Origin of the sequence: Burkholderia cepacia, from assembly GCF_029962485.1 — a bacterium.
GTDB lineage: Bacteria > Pseudomonadota > Gammaproteobacteria > Burkholderiales > Burkholderiaceae > Burkholderia.
In genome coordinates this window covers 422,240-435,268 of sequence record NZ_CP073637.1, presented here as the reverse complement: position 1 = coordinate 435,268, position 13,029 = coordinate 422,240, and the positions used below count along the sequence as shown (strand labels likewise).

Below are 13,029 nucleotides of genomic sequence, written 5' to 3'. Positions count from 1 at the left end.
TTGCGTGTTGTTGTCGTTCGGAATCAGTGAATCACGTGCAGTTCGTAGCGCGCGTCGGAGCGGTCCTCGATCGCGTCGCGCGTGCAGAGGAACGCATCCCAGCCGAGCCGCGAGCCCGCGCCGAGCACACTCGCGCCGACCTCGGTGCGCTTCAGCACGAGCTTCACCTCGTACTCGAGCGTGACGCCGGCGAGCAGCGTCAGCATCCGCTCGAGCGCGATGGCCTGCGCGCCACCGGGCAGAAATGCCTCGTAGTCGCGCTTGGACAGCGGGCCGACGATGATCCGTGCGCGCATGTCACGCTGCCAGACGCGTTCGCCGACGAGCGCCGTCGCGCCGAGCACCGCGTTGACTTCGCCAAGCACGCTCAACTGGTCGGGCGGCACGTCGTACCACTTGCCGACGAACTGGTCGATCTTCACCGGCACGCGGAAGTAATCGGACAGCGCGCGCTGCAGGTACGCGGCCGACATCGGCCGGTGCCGCGCGGCCAGCGCGTAGCCGGCGACGGCCTCGTCGAGCACGCCGCCCGAGCCGGCCGCGAGGCTGTCGCGCACCTCGTCGCTCGGCACGCCCGCGATCGCGAGCAAGAGCGGCAGATAGCGCTCGTCGCGGTCGAGCTCGTAATGGAACGGCAGCCGGTATTTCTTCCACGCCGCGTAGAACAGCGCGGTCGCACGGTTCGAGAACACGTCGAAGAACGCGCGTGCCGCGTGATCGCGCCGCAGGTGCTCGCGCGCGACGATCTGCTCGGTGTAATGCAGCGGCAGCGCGCCCTGCCCGCCGAGCAGCCCGAAGAACGCGGGTGTCAGCTCGACGTGGCCGAGCTCGCCGGCTGCGAGCGCAGCGCCGCGCTGCTCGCCCGAATCGAGCAGCGTGCCGTCGTCGTCGAACGAACGCACGCCTTCGATCTCGCTCGGCGGAAAGCCGAGCGACAGCGTGTTGCGGAATTCGATGCGCTGCGCGACCACGTCGCCCTGCCGCCATGCGCCGGGGGCATCCGACGCCTGCCGCGCGAACAACCCTTCGAGCACGCGCACCGCCTGGAAGAACTCGAAGCGGTGGGGCTCGTCGAGCAGCGCATCGACTACGCCAGGATCGATTCGCCGGTTCGGGGCTTGCATCGGATGATCTCCTCGCCGGTGCGCTTCGACACGACGACTAGTTGAACAAAGCTGTTGAGGTGGACGTAGAGCCCGAAGAAGCTGTCGAGCACGCGCACGAACGACGCGAGGCTCGCGCCCACGAAATGCTCCTCGTCGATCGTCAGGCGGATCTCGATGCCGCGCACGAAGGTCGCGAACGGCTTGCCGGGCAGCCACTGCACGGCGCCGCGCTGCTCGATGCCCGCGAGGCCGTCGATCTGGCGCATCGATACGGCCGTGCGCCGCAGGTCGTACAGCGTCAGCATTTCCTTCAGCGGCGCGAGGCCGTGCGCGACCAGCGACACGTGATTGAGCGCGAGATGCGACACGAGCCGCCAGTGCGCGGCGCGGCCGCGCTCGAAGCGCACGCTCTGCGTCGGGCGGCGCAACAGCGAGATGCCGCTCGTCTGCGCACCGCCTTCCTGGAACAGGTCGCCGCCCTCGAGGCCGAACGCGAGCATCGCCGGCAGGTCGCGGTTCGTGCAGGTGAGGTCGAGGCTCAGCGTGTCGGTTTGCGGCGACGTCGGCTCGAAGTCGATGTCGACGATCGAGATCTCGGTTTCGTAGCCGGGGCTCTTCTGCGCGACCCAGTCGTTGCGGCGCGCGAACCAGTAGTGGCCGATCCGGGCCGATTCGCCGTGATGCAGCGAATAGAACGGACGGAACTCGATCACCGACTCTTCATGCGCCTGCTGCCGGACGAGCTTCACCGAATCGATCGAGTACACCTCGTACGCGAACGCGCGCCGCGCCTCGGCGATCACCGGGTACGACACCGCGCGATGCGTGATGCGGATCGGCTCGCCGTGCTGGCGGAACAGGTTGACGATCGGCGTGCAGAACAGCCGGAAATGGCTCGGCGTCAGCAGTTCGAGCAGCCGCGCAACGTGCGAATCGCTGCGCACGTCCTGCAGCACGAGATGCAGCGTCGCGCGCTGGCAGCGGCCCGACGCGCGCGCGATCGCCGCGAGATCGAAATCGACGAAATCGAACTTGTCGGGGAACGCGAAGTATTCAGTGAGCAGGCGGTACGCGGGATGCGATTTCGCCGGATAGTCGATCAGCGCGTCGTCTTCGCCGAAGCCGGCCTGCGCGATCGGCAACTTGCGCAGCGCGGTCCAGCGGCCGTTGCGTTCGGGCTCGACATACGCGCCGAGCACGTTGACGAACAGGCAGTCGGTGAGCGCGGCGACGAACGACTGCTCGCCGTGCAGGTGCGCGCGCAGCGTCGACACCTTCAGCGCGCCGAGATCGAGCTGCGCGGCGAGCGATTCGAACGTGATCGAGATCACGCCCGTCGCGTTGGACGGCAGCACCGTCGCGCTCGGCGCGAGCGCGACCGGCGTGTAACGGGCTTCCGAAATGCGGATCGGCGCGAGCGTCACGTCGTAGGCCGTGCGGAACCGGCACTGCACGCCGCGGATCGGGCGGCTCTTCAGCTCGGTGCCGCGATCGATCACGACCGGTTCGGTCTGCTGGCCGGGCGAAGCCGGCGTGAACTGCGCGATCGAGCACGACGGGAACGGCCGCAGGTAGTGCGGATACAGCACTTCCAGCAGCGCTTCGGTGAATTCGGGGTAGTCGTCGTCGAGTTTCTTGTTGATGCGCGCGCCGAGCAGCGCGAACGACTCGATCATCCGTTCGACGTGCGGATCCTCGCAATGCTCGCCCGACAGCGCGAGCCGCGCCGCGATCTTCGGATAGCGTTCGGCGAAATCTCGCGAATAGCGCCGCAAAAACGATAATTCGCGCTCGTAATACGGCAGCAATTCTTCCATCGACGACCCCGAACCTCAATATTTCCTGCCGGACCCTGGAACCATCACCGGGCGGTCCGGCCCGCTCGGCGGCTTGATTTACTGCATTCTCGCGGCGCGTGCGCGCGTGACCGAATACTGCAGCGTCGACGGTTGCAGCATTGCGTCGAAACTCACCGGCTCCTCGGCCGGGTGCACGACGAGCAGCGCCTGGATCGCGAAGTAGAGCGCGTTGGTGGCCTGCTCGTTCAACTCGAACGTCACCTGCACCTGCTGCAGGCGCGGCTCATGGCGCGCGATGGCCTGCTGGATCGACTTGCAGATGAACGCGCGGTCGTAGTGGCTCGCGAGGCTCAGCCCCGCGAAATCGTTCAGCCCGTAGGTCAGCACCGACTTCTGGCATTCGGGCAACGCCGCGAGCTCGCTCTCGGTGTGCGCGATACGCGTGTTGAGGATCGCCTCGACGTCGCGGGCGACCGTGTTCTTGAGCTCGTCCAGCGACAATTGCCGCATCGCTGCCGAGGCCGGCAGGTGCGGTTCGTCGTCGAACAGCTTGTCGAGAAAACTGGGTTCGAATCGTTTCATCAGCCGGCATGCACAGCGAAAACGGCAACGGGACGCCGTGCGCCCCGTTGCCGCAACCGACCTTAGACCGCGTAGGTCTTGTCGTTCTTCGTCAGGCTCCAGGCGCCTTGCGTGTTGCCGCCCTGGTTGCCGCCGATCTTCTGCTGGGTCTGCTTCCACTGCACGGCTGCGTACTTCAGCGAGAACGTCTCGATCGGCAGGCCTTCCTCGCGGACGCTCGGTGCGATGCTCGAGATGATCACGTACTTCAGCTTGACTTCCAGATACTGCACGCGCTTGCCTTCACCGTCAGCGCGCGAGAAATGGATCGTCACTTCGTCGAACGTCGTACCGCCCGACGCGTGCTGGTACAGCAGCGGGCTCGCGGAGTCGATTTCCTTCGAGAACACCATGTCGCCGTGTTCGCAACGCGTTTGCGTCAGGCCGCCGGCCGACGACGCCGTTGCCGAACGCGGTTGCAGGATCGAGTGATCCCACGACTTCAGTTCAAGCCAGCCCTGATGGTCCTTGTCAGCCGACTCGCCTTTGACTGCCGGGCTACCAAATTGCAAGTGAATGTGTAACATGGCCCTTCTACTCCCCAAAGAGGTGGTTTTAACGTCCTACCCAGGCGGCCCGCCCGGGCGATTTTGCTCGCTTATGAATTTGCCGATTTGGGCAGATCAGCGACAAGTCGCAGAGAAATCGAGAGTTCGTCGAGCTGAAAGTGCGGGCGCAGGAACGCGACCGAACGATACGAGCCCGGCTTCCCCGGAATCTCCGACACTTGTATGGAAGCCTCGCGCAGCGGGAATTGCGCCTTCTGCTCCTGCGACGCGTTGTCGTCGAGCAGGACGTACTGCGAAATCCACCGGTTGAGGAATGTTTCCACGTTCTGCGCCGAGGCAAAACTGCCGATCTTGTCGCGCATCATCGCCTTCAGGTAGTGCGCAACGCGCGATACCGAGAAGATGTACTGAAGCTGCGCGGACAGAACGGCGTTCGCGTTGGCGCTGTCGGTGCTGTATTTCTTCGCTTTTTGCACCGACTGCGCGGCGAAGAACGCGGCGTAATCGGAATTCTTGCAATGGACGAGCGGGATGAAGCCGAGGTCGCTCAGCTCCTTCTCGCGGCGATCGGTGATCGCGATCTCGGTCGGGCACTTCAGCGCGACTTCGCCGTCGTCGGTCTTGAACGTGTGGGTCGGCAGATCCTCGACGAGGCCGCCGCCTTCGACGCCGCGGATCGCCGCGCACCAGCCGAAGTCGTCGAACGCGGCCGTCAGGCGGGCCGCGAAGGCCCACGACGCGTTGCACCACAGGTACTTGTCGTGCTCGGTGCCGTCGACATCCTCGACGAAGTTGAAGCGTTCAGCGGTCTGGCCGTCCTTCGGATTGAACGGCAGGCGGCCGAGGAAACGCGGCAGCGTCAGGCCGACGTAGCGCGAATCTTCCGAATCGCGGAACGACTTCCACTTCGCGTATTCAACCGTGTCGAACACCTTCGCGAGATCGCGCGGCTTGCCGAGGTCGGAGAACGACTCGAGACCCAGCAGTTCCGGCGATGCCGACGCGATGAACGGCGCATGGGCGGCCGCCGCGACGCGCGACATCTGCTCGATGAAGTACAGGTCTTCCGGCTGGCGCGAGATTTCGTAATCGCCGACCAGCGCGCCGAACGGCGAGCCGCCGAACGTGCCGAATTCTTCTTCGTAGACCTTCTTGAACAGCGCGCTCTGGTCGAACTCGCTCGCGCCCTTGAAGTCGCGCACGAGGTCGCGCTTCGGCGCGTGCAGCGCCTTGATCTTGATCGTCTGGCCCGTGTTGCTTTCCTTGACCAGGTAGTCCATCCCGCGCCACGTGCTCTCGAGGCGCTGGAATTCCGGCGCGTGCATCACGGCGGAAAGCTGCGTGGAGATCAGGCGGTCGAGCTCCGCGACGCGCGCGTCGATCGTGGCCGACAGGTTGTCCGACACGATCACCGTGCCGTCGAGCACCTGGTGCACGAGTTCACCGATCAGGTCCTTCGCGCGTGCGTGCTCGGAATCGGATTTCGCGACCTTGCTCTTCTCGACGATGTCGTCGAGCAGCGAAGTCCCGGCGGCGTATTCCGCACCGCTCGCTTGGGCCGCAGCCGTTTGCTGGTTCATCTCAACACTCCGTCGTCATTCGCCGTCTTTGTCGCCGCCGGTGCCCTTCGCGAGCTCCTGCAGCTGCTGCGTGTTCTTCAGCACCTCGGACAGCAGATCCTCGAGCTTGTCGTTGCCGGCAAGCTTGTTGCGCAGGTCGGCGAGCTTCGAGCGCGCCTCGAGCAGGCGGCGCAGCGGCTCGACCTGTTCGACGACTTCGTCCGGGCTGAAATCCGACAGCGAGCGGAACTTCAGGTCGACCGCGAACTTGCCGCCGTCCTCGCTCAGGCGGTTTTCCACCTGGAACGCGGCGCGCGGCTCGATCGCCTTCATCACGTCGTCGAAATTGTCGCGGTCGATGTTGACGAACTTGCGGTCGCGCAGCTTCGGCTGTTCGATTTCGGACTGGCCCGCCAGATCGCCGACAACCCCGACGACGAACGGCAGCTCCTTCACCTCGATCGCATCGCCCTTCTCGACCTCGTAGGTCAGCTGGACGCGCGGCGGCCGTATTTTCTGCAAGCTTTTCTGAATGCTTTCTTTCTTGGCCATCTCGACGGCTCCCAGGTTAGTTGTGGTTATCGCGTCAGTTGCGCTCAGTTGCGCTCAATTGCGCAGTGCGCCGAACGGATCGGCGCTGCCCTTTTGCGGCGTGGCAGGCGGCGTCGGCGTAGTGGCCGCTGCCGCTTCGGCGGCCGGTGCGGCAACACCCTTCGGACGATGGACGACGCGGCGCGGCGGGCGCGTCTTCACGGCCTTCGTCTCCGGCGGGAACAGCGCCGATTCGCCCAGCGTGTCGCGCAGCTGCTTCGCCAGCGCCTGCGCATCGGACTTCGCGTCGCCCGCGAGCGACGAATCCTGGCGCAGCTCGCCGAGCGATTGCGTCGCGATCCGCAGGCCGGCGACGGCCAGCACGCTCTTCGCCTGACGGTCGGTCGCGTCGCGCTGCAGCGCTTCCTGGGCGGCGACGATCGCCTGGCCATAGTGGTTCTGCGCGAACTGGATCTGCGCGATGCGCGACCACGGCTCCTCGCGCGTCGGATCCGACTTCGCGAGCTGCTGGTACAGGCCGAGTGCCTTGTCCTGATCCCCTGCCTTCGCAACGGCGTCTGCATCGGCCAGCGACTTGTTGAACACTTCGGCAGTCGGCGGCGCGGGAGGCTGGCTCGCGCAACCGGCGATCACGCCGCAAGCCACTACTACCCCAGACAGTTTTGCGAAGAGACGGTCTTTCATCGTTATATCCACCGGCGCGTGAGTTTTAAATCGTTGAGAATCTGGTTCTTTTGCTTTGCAAGAAGCGCGCGGGTATAGTACCGATCAATTTTTCATAATTCAATCGTCGTGTGAAGAGTAATTCCTTTTAAAACCGGGCGCTACCCCCTCGAATGACCTATCGCGGCGGGCTCGCAGCGGTTTTTCTTTCGGTCGGAATGTGCAAGTTTTACTGGTTGCATGACGCACCGCCCGGATAGCGGAAAAAATTTCCGGACGCCTGCCGAGACGCAGCGCGCTTAATAGTTGAACAGTGCAATGCCGGGAATTCGCAGCGAACGCGGAAATACCCGGCAGTTTTGACAGGGATAAAGGCGGCACGCCGGAAAAACGATGAGATCGTCCATGATTCGCTACGCGCTGCCGCTGGTTGCGTGCGCCCTTCTGGCCGGATGCGCGGCCGCTCCGCTGCTCGGCTCGGCCGCGAGCGCCGTGATGTCCGCGGCCGGCATCGGCAAGCCCGAGTTGCCGGACGCGCAGAAGCCGCCGCGCAATATCGGGCTCACGCTGGCCGCCGCGCCGAACCTGAATGCCGCGACCGACAACAAGCCGCTCGCGCTCGTCGTCCGGCTTTACGCGCTGAAGGACCCGACGTCGTTCCAGCAGGCGCCGTTCGACGCCTTTACCGATCCGACCAAGGAAAAGACCGCACTCGGCGCCGACCTGTTGAACGTACGTGAAATCACGCTGATTCCGGGCCAGCGCTATACGGCGACCGAGAAGGTTTCGCGCGAGGCGCAGGCGTTCGGCATCGTCGCGCTGTTCCGCGATCCCGCACTCCAACGATGGAAACTGACGTTTGATCCGGTGAAGTCGGAGAAATCCGGCATAATCATCGGCCTGCATAATTGCGCGATGACGGTCACCGATGGCACTGTCATTGCACCGCAGCAGGGTGCGCCTTCACAACCGCTGAATATGCTTTCTTCGGTGTCCTGCGGTTAAAGATGTCGCACGAATGTCAATTAACAAGAGTTAACAATTGGCGATTTAATTCGGGCACGAACAAATCGATTACATCGCAACGCCACATTAACCGGATTTGACATGAGTTATTCGGCCAAGGTGCTGTGGGGGGAAGGGCTGTTCCTCCGGCCCCAACACTTTCAGCGGCAGGACGCGTACCACGAAGCGCGCCTGTTCGAGTCCATCCAGGCGATCCAGCCTTACAACTGGGGCGTGCGCTCGGTGCGCATCGACCGCGACGCGCTCGGCAGCAACGTGCTGCGCGTGGCGGAACTCGCGCTCGTGTTCCCGGACGGCGCGCTGTATGCCGCGCCGCAGGCCGACGACCTGCCGCCGCCGATCGCGCTGGACACGCTGCCCGACGGCATCAACGAGTTCGTGTTCTATCTCGCGTTGCACCCGCAGCGCGAGAACGGCACCAATTACAGCGACGATCCGGCCGCCGGCTTCATGACGCGCTTCGTCAGTGAGCAGACGAGCGTCGCCGACAATTTCACCGACGCCGCCGAAGCCGACATCACGTTCCTGAAGACGCAGGTCAAGCTGATCGCGCACAGCGAACCGCGTGACCAGCTGCTGTCGGTGCCGCTCGTACGCGTGCGCCGCACCGCGACATCCGGCTTCGAGATCGACGACAGCTTCGTGCCGCCGTGCCTCGCGATCGAGGCGTCGCCGATCCTGCACCAGCGGCTGCGCCAGCTCGTCGACGCGCTGCAGGCGAAGGTGAACGCGCTGTACGGTTTCCACCGCGAGCCGTCGAAGAACATCATCGAGTTCCGCTCGGGCGACATCGCGTCGTTCTGGCTGCTGCATACCGCGAACGCCGCGTTCGCGACGCTCGCGCACCTGCACCAGCACGCGGCGCTGCATCCGGAGCGGCTGTTCCAGGAACTGCTGCGCCTCGCGGGCCAGCTGATGACGTTCTCGAAGGGCTATACGCTTGCCGACCTGCCCGTGTACCGCCACGACGATCCGGGACCGAGTTTTGCGCGTCTGGACCTGATGCTGCGCGAGCTGCTCGACACCGTGATCTCGACGCGCTACTTCGCGATCACGCTCGACGAGGTGCGCCCGTCGTTCCACCTCGGCCGCCTCGATTCCGGCAAGATCGACGACAAGACCGAGTTCTACCTGGCCGTGTCCGCGGACATGCCGAGCGTCGAGCTCGTCGATGCCGTGCCGGCCCGCTTCAAGGTCGGCGCGCCCGACGACGTCGACAAGCTCGTGCTGTCGGCGATGCCCGGCGTGCGGCTGTCGTACACGCCGCAGGTGCCGCCCGCGATTCCGGTGCGGCCCGGCGCGTGCTACTTCGCGCTCGATTCGCGCAGCCCGCTGTACGAGCGCATGCTGCAGGCCCAGTCCGCGATGATCTATGCGCCGACTGGCATCAATGACCTGAAATTCGAACTGATCGCGGTCACATCATGAGCTACGCGCCTTCCCTGTTCGGCGACAACGCGCCGGCACCCATGCATACCCCGGCGTCGACGGACTCCGCGTTCCAGGCGCGTTCGCTGCTCGACTTGCTGTACGACGGCTTCTTCATGCTGTTCCTGCTCAAGAACGGGCGGGAACCGGACAGCGCCGGCGAGTTCGGCACGCGGATCCAGGAATTCCTGTCGGATTTCGAGCGCGGTGCGAAGAAGCTGAATATCGCCGCCGAGGATGTGTACGGCGCGAAATTCGCGTTCTGCGCGGCCATCGACGAAATGGTGCTGTCGTCGCAGTTCAAGATCCGCGCGGACTGGGAGCGCCGGCCGCTGCAGCTCGTGCTGTTCGGCGAGCAGCTCGCGGGCGAGAAGTTCTATCAGTATCTCGAGGAGTGCCGCGCGCAGGGTGCGGCGCGGCTGCAGTCGCTCGAGGTGTTTCATATGTGCCTGCTGCTCGGGTTTCAGGGCAAGTATCTGCTCGAGGGGCCGGAGAAGCTCGCTTATCTGACGGCGCGGCTGGGCGACGAAATCGCCCATATGAAGGGCAAGCGCGCGCCGTTCGCGCCGAATTGGCCGCTGCCGGACCAGATCGCGCACCGGTTGAAGCGTGAGGTACCGGTCTGGGCGATCGGGGCCGTGTTCGCGCTGGTTGCGCTGCTCGGGTTTCTCGGGCTCAACACGTATCTGAAGGACAAGACGCTGCAGGCGTTGGCGCCTTATTCACAGGTGATCAAGGTCGGGCCGGAGTCGGCCAATTTGACGATTTCGTTGCCGTAAGAAGCGCGGAGCGTTCCAACGCCGCTTCGTGAAAAAAGGACCGCAATGCGGTCCTTTTTTTTGCACGCGTTTCGATGCATCACTCAATCCAGACATCTTCATAACCCGCATCGTCGACGATGAAACGCGCACCGGCCGGCAACCGCAGATAGGGGAGAACCGATGGCAGGTATGTCGACAAGTGCGCGGCATGCAGCGGTTGATAAAAATCGACCGCGTCGGAGTATTCGCCGCAATGGAAGAACCAGCCGACGTTCTCGCCCTCGGACAGCGAGATGCGGGTGCCGTAGACAGGCATGCGCCCGAGTGTCGACATCGCGACGGCAACCATGTCTTCAGGCTCGACGGCAGGCAGGCCATATCGCGCGCAAATGGCTTCCTGTTGCGCGCGCAGCGTCGCGGGATCGCCTGCCATGTTGATTTCCCTCCTGTCGCGCGGCGAGTCAGCCGGTCTGCCAGCATACGTGGATCACGTCGAATTCGCGGTCGCGCAGTTCGGTGACGAGCGATTTGGGATTCGCGTCGTGCATCGGGCCTCCCGGTTGAACGCGCCGTGCCGCCGGCGAGCGGCCTGCGTGCCGTCAGAACAGAATGAACGCGTCGTTTTCGATGTAGAACACGAACGCATCGAACAACTGAGCCATGCTCGGCTCGTCGATCTGGTCGTGCGCGTTGATCACGATGTCCTCGATCGTCGCGCTGTCGAGCGTGATCTGCCAGCCGGATTGGCGGGCGATGGCAGGCGCGGCGACCTCTTCGTCGTTTCCGGTGTCTTCGGAAAAAGCGCCCGCCGTATCGAGCGTCCAAGGCCTCGGCGGCAGGTAGAGCCATCCGGAGAAATCGCCCGGGCGTTCGAGAATATGTTGCAGCGACACTTCGGTCGCGGAGTCGATCGACATGGGTATTGCAGTGGTATCGGAGATGATTGCGTTGCTTCGGCCGCGAGATTCTCGCGGCAGGCCGTGATTATGCCAATTTCAAGCGAGCGCGATTGGCCGGCTTCCGTTGCAGGTCGGGTTGCGTGCTGCACATCGATCGAAACGCCGCCAGATCGAACATCCGGCGAGAGCGGATCGGGAAGGGAGACGACGGTGATGCTTGCCGCGAGATCAAGACGATCCGCATGGCGCCGGTCGGACCGAACGAGCGGTCATGTGCACATGCTTCGGCGAACCTGTCCGCATTTTCGTCGGCGAGAATCTTCTCGCAATCGTCGGCGCAAGGGCATTTCGTGAGCCCTAGCGGGTCAATCCACTGCACCGGGTTCGGCGCATATTGATAGAGGTTGTCGCCGCCCGCGAGACCGATCGGGTCCTTTGACACGAAACGACCTGAGCTCGGATCGTAGTATCTGTGTCGGTTATAGTGCAGCCCCGTCTTTAACCATCAACCATGCTCATGAACACGTCGGTTTGGGTATTCGATAGAGTTTGGTTAACCCGCTGCTGAAGTTCCGCCAAAAAGTCTGGTCGTACAGCTAGCGTGTCATCGTAAATATCTTTCGAGTATCGCCTTACAAAGAGATCGCACCAAATGCGTAACGCCTCGGCAAATGCCTTCGTGTCGTTCGAAACAGGATTCGCTTGCCACGCTCCCGAACCATGACGAGCAAAGAGGATGACACAACCATCCGCTCCAACCCTTCCAATGATTGGATCACCGCTTATCTCTCCGAGGGCTACCCAGTCGTCCGGCCAGTTTGGTAAACGCCTCCCTGTCGAGTCAATACGGTACCCAATCTGTCCGTTTTCCAAGCTAGCTTTGTTTCCGAATAGGCGAAGCTCCTCAGCCGACCAAGGAATATGTAGGTCATTCGCTCTTAGTGCTGATAACCAAGTTGCGGCCTCGTTGTTCCATGGCAGTGTCAATATTTCGGACGTAGTCGTTTGTTGGGCAGAATCTTCATCAACACCGAGAATCTGGCGAATCTCACTAAAAATACTATCGACAGGTTGCATTTCTATTCTCTCGTTGATGCTGATTTGTCATTGCCGCACGATCAATCAATCGACCCGAAGTGGCGTTCTGATAGTTACCTCGGTGCCCTTGCAAACTATTCAAATGATCGCCACCGTTCGGCCCATTTGACAGGAAAACAATGTTGCGCGGGTCACCCGCCCATGCAGGGTTACTCTCAACGTTGTTTATGTGATGGCCTGTAAATCCAGCAACTTTCCCGGAACTTAGCAATTCGTCCATTTGTGCTGGCGTCCAGTCAACTGTCCCCGAACCCGTTGCCTTCACCAAATCCTGCTCCGCTTTCCAGGCTCGGTTGATGCCCGTCTGGCGTGTGCCCGCCATCGGTGTAAGGCCGTCCCTGATTTTATAACGGAGTAAGTTGCAAGGCGCTAACCCCAACGGATCGATCCACTGTACCGGATTCAGTGCGTACCGGAACAGATTCAGGCCACCTGCCAGTCCGATCGGGTCCTTGCTGATGAACCGGCCACTGCTCGGATCATAATACCGATGCCGGTTATAGGTGAGCCCCGTTTCCTCATCAACCTGCTGCCCCTGGAATCGCAACGGGTTCTTCGGTACGACGCCCGTCGCCTTCGATGTTCGCCCAATGACTTCCCGCGCTTCACCCCAAGCCTTATACGACGCTTCCCATACGACATCGCCTTCGTCATCCGTCAGCAACTGCGGCGTTCCGATCTGATCGCAGTGGTAATAGAACAGCGCCCGTCACCCCGCCGCTCCGGCATCTTCTGCAGCGGGTCCTGCTCCGGCACGTAACGATCGGTACTCTTCCACTCCGGCGTCGAAATTCCCTCGACCGGTTCCGCCACATACTGCGCCAGCGGCACGAACGTTCCCGGCTCGTATAGATAGTGCGTGCCACGCTCGCCATTCACCTCCTTAGCGATCCGGCGGCCGAACGCGTCATAGAAATACCGTGACTGACTCTGCCGCGACGCCTCCGCAACCAGCGCCGACAACAAGCGATTAAATTCACCCCACTCGCATCCCTGTGCATCCGCCCT

At 62.9% G+C, this 13,029-nt stretch carries 13 protein-coding genes and 3 pseudogenes; 3 read left to right on the top strand and 13 right to left on the bottom strand.

Going from position 1 to position 13,029, the window contains the following annotated elements:
• Positions 1 to 23: 23 nt before the first annotated feature.
• The 7 genes from tssG to KEC55_RS01995 all read right to left on the bottom strand — a co-directional run bounded on the left by tssG (position 24) and on the right by KEC55_RS01995 (position 6,830).
• Positions 24 to 1,124 (bottom strand): type VI secretion system baseplate subunit TssG, encoded by a 1,101-nt coding sequence (gene tssG / locus KEC55_RS02025; protein ID WP_282506522.1) that lies wholly within the window; start codon positions 1,122 to 1,124, stop codon positions 24 to 26.
• Complete coding sequence (tssF, locus tag KEC55_RS02020) at positions 1,088 to 2,923, bottom strand: type VI secretion system baseplate subunit TssF (RefSeq protein WP_282506520.1); 1,836 nt, start codon at positions 2,921 to 2,923, stop codon at positions 1,088 to 1,090. The genes tssG and tssF overlap by 37 nt, the downstream gene beginning before the upstream one ends.
• A 78-nt stretch (positions 2,924 to 3,001) precedes the next feature.
• Positions 3,002 to 3,487, bottom strand: coding sequence for a type VI secretion system baseplate subunit TssE (tssE, locus tag KEC55_RS02015; protein ID WP_034187524.1), 486 nt, complete (start codon positions 3,485 to 3,487; stop codon positions 3,002 to 3,004).
• A 62-nt stretch (positions 3,488 to 3,549) separates the two neighbouring features.
• The gene (locus KEC55_RS02010) at positions 3,550 to 4,053 is read right to left on the bottom strand and encodes an Hcp family type VI secretion system effector (protein ID WP_048251029.1); all 504 of its coding nucleotides are present in this window, start codon (positions 4,051 to 4,053) and stop codon (positions 3,550 to 3,552) included.
• A gap of 71 nt (positions 4,054 to 4,124) precedes the next feature.
• Positions 4,125 to 5,615, bottom strand: coding sequence for a type VI secretion system contractile sheath large subunit (tssC, locus tag KEC55_RS02005; protein ID WP_176051199.1), 1,491 nt, complete (start codon positions 5,613 to 5,615; stop codon positions 4,125 to 4,127).
• A gap of 15 nt (positions 5,616 to 5,630) precedes the next feature.
• Positions 5,631 to 6,146 carry a type VI secretion system contractile sheath small subunit gene (gene tssB / locus KEC55_RS02000; protein ID WP_282506518.1) on the bottom strand — a complete coding sequence of 172 codons (516 nt, stop codon included), beginning with the start codon at positions 6,144 to 6,146 and terminating at the stop codon, positions 5,631 to 5,633.
• Between the two features lie 54 nt (positions 6,147 to 6,200).
• Entirely contained in the window at positions 6,201 to 6,830 is a 630-nt protein-coding gene (locus KEC55_RS01995) for a tetratricopeptide repeat protein (RefSeq protein ID WP_176051200.1), read from the bottom strand.
• A 384-nt stretch (positions 6,831 to 7,214) separates the two neighbouring features.
• On the opposite strand from KEC55_RS01995, the gene tssJ reads away from it, so the two are divergent.
• From tssJ to icmH, 3 genes are all read left to right on the top strand, one after another.
• Positions 7,215 to 7,814, top strand: a complete 600-nt coding sequence (gene tssJ / locus KEC55_RS01990; RefSeq protein WP_282507475.1) for a type VI secretion system lipoprotein TssJ — start codon at positions 7,215 to 7,217, stop codon at positions 7,812 to 7,814.
• Between the two features lie 102 nt (positions 7,815 to 7,916).
• Positions 7,917 to 9,263, top strand: a complete 1,347-nt coding sequence (gene tssK, locus KEC55_RS01985) for a type VI secretion system baseplate subunit TssK (protein WP_282506516.1) — start codon at positions 7,917 to 7,919, stop codon at positions 9,261 to 9,263.
• Positions 9,260 to 10,042, top strand: a complete 783-nt coding sequence (icmH, locus tag KEC55_RS01980; RefSeq protein WP_282506514.1) for a type IVB secretion system protein IcmH/DotU — start codon at positions 9,260 to 9,262, stop codon at positions 10,040 to 10,042. Before tssK ends, icmH begins: the two co-directional genes overlap by 4 nt.
• Positions 10,043 to 10,121: 79 nt before the next feature.
• Here the strand turns inward: icmH and KEC55_RS01975 are convergent, their stop codons facing one another.
• From KEC55_RS01975 to KEC55_RS01950, 6 genes and pseudogenes are all read right to left on the bottom strand, one after another.
• The gene (locus tag KEC55_RS01975; RefSeq protein ID WP_282506512.1) at positions 10,122 to 10,457 is read right to left on the bottom strand and encodes an immunity protein Imm33 domain-containing protein; all 336 of its coding nucleotides are present in this window, start codon (positions 10,455 to 10,457) and stop codon (positions 10,122 to 10,124) included.
• Between the two features lie 166 nt (positions 10,458 to 10,623).
• Positions 10,624 to 10,941, bottom strand: a complete 318-nt coding sequence (locus tag KEC55_RS01970; protein ID WP_282506511.1) for a DUF7716 domain-containing protein — start codon at positions 10,939 to 10,941, stop codon at positions 10,624 to 10,626.
• A 327-nt stretch (positions 10,942 to 11,268) separates the two neighbouring features.
• Positions 11,269 to 11,422: pseudogene (locus KEC55_RS35095) on the bottom strand (RHS repeat-associated core domain-containing protein); the annotation flags it as partial.
• Positions 11,422 to 12,000 (bottom strand): hypothetical protein, encoded by a 579-nt coding sequence (locus KEC55_RS01960; protein WP_282506510.1) that lies wholly within the window; start codon positions 11,998 to 12,000, stop codon positions 11,422 to 11,424. The pseudogene KEC55_RS35095 and the gene KEC55_RS01960, both read right to left, overlap by 1 nt.
• Positions 11,984 to 12,274, bottom strand: a pseudogene (locus KEC55_RS01955) (hypothetical protein); the annotation flags it as partial. The pseudogene KEC55_RS01955 and the gene KEC55_RS01960, both read right to left, overlap by 17 nt.
• A 114-nt stretch (positions 12,275 to 12,388) precedes the next feature.
• Positions 12,389 to 13,026, bottom strand: a pseudogene (locus KEC55_RS01950) (RHS repeat-associated core domain-containing protein); the annotation flags it as partial.
• Positions 13,027 to 13,029 lie beyond the last annotated feature (3 nt).

Bases quoted from the DNA above. Each gene is read 5' to 3' on its own strand.
- icmH (WP_282506514.1), top strand. From the start codon at position 9,260: ATGAGCTACGCGCCTTCCCTGTTCGGCGACAACGCGCCGGCACCCATG.
- tssF (WP_282506520.1), bottom strand. From the start codon at position 2,923: ATGGAAGAATTGCTGCCGTATTACGAGCGCGAATTATCGTTTTTGCGG.
- tssK (WP_282506516.1), top strand. From the start codon at position 7,917: ATGAGTTATTCGGCCAAGGTGCTGTGGGGGGAAGGGCTGTTCCTCCGG.
- KEC55_RS02010 (WP_048251029.1), bottom strand. From the start codon at position 4,053: ATGTTACACATTCACTTGCAATTTGGTAGCCCGGCAGTCAAAGGCGAG.
- tssJ (WP_282507475.1), top strand. From the start codon at position 7,215: ATGATTCGCTACGCGCTGCCGCTGGTTGCGTGCGCCCTTCTGGCCGGA.
- tssE (WP_034187524.1), bottom strand. From the start codon at position 3,487: ATGAAACGATTCGAACCCAGTTTTCTCGACAAGCTGTTCGACGACGAA.
- tssC (WP_176051199.1), bottom strand. From the start codon at position 5,615: ATGAACCAGCAAACGGCTGCGGCCCAAGCGAGCGGTGCGGAATACGCC.
- KEC55_RS01995 (WP_176051200.1), bottom strand. From the start codon at position 6,830: ATGAAAGACCGTCTCTTCGCAAAACTGTCTGGGGTAGTAGTGGCTTGC.
- tssB (WP_282506518.1), bottom strand. From the start codon at position 6,146: ATGGCCAAGAAAGAAAGCATTCAGAAAAGCTTGCAGAAAATACGGCCG.
- tssG (WP_282506522.1), bottom strand. From the start codon at position 1,124: ATGCAAGCCCCGAACCGGCGAATCGATCCTGGCGTAGTCGATGCGCTG.
- KEC55_RS01975 (WP_282506512.1), bottom strand. From the start codon at position 10,457: ATGGCAGGCGATCCCGCGACGCTGCGCGCGCAACAGGAAGCCATTTGC.
- KEC55_RS01970 (WP_282506511.1), bottom strand. From the start codon at position 10,941: ATGTCGATCGACTCCGCGACCGAAGTGTCGCTGCAACATATTCTCGAA.
- KEC55_RS01960 (WP_282506510.1), bottom strand. From the start codon at position 12,000: ATGCAACCTGTCGATAGTATTTTTAGTGAGATTCGCCAGATTCTCGGT.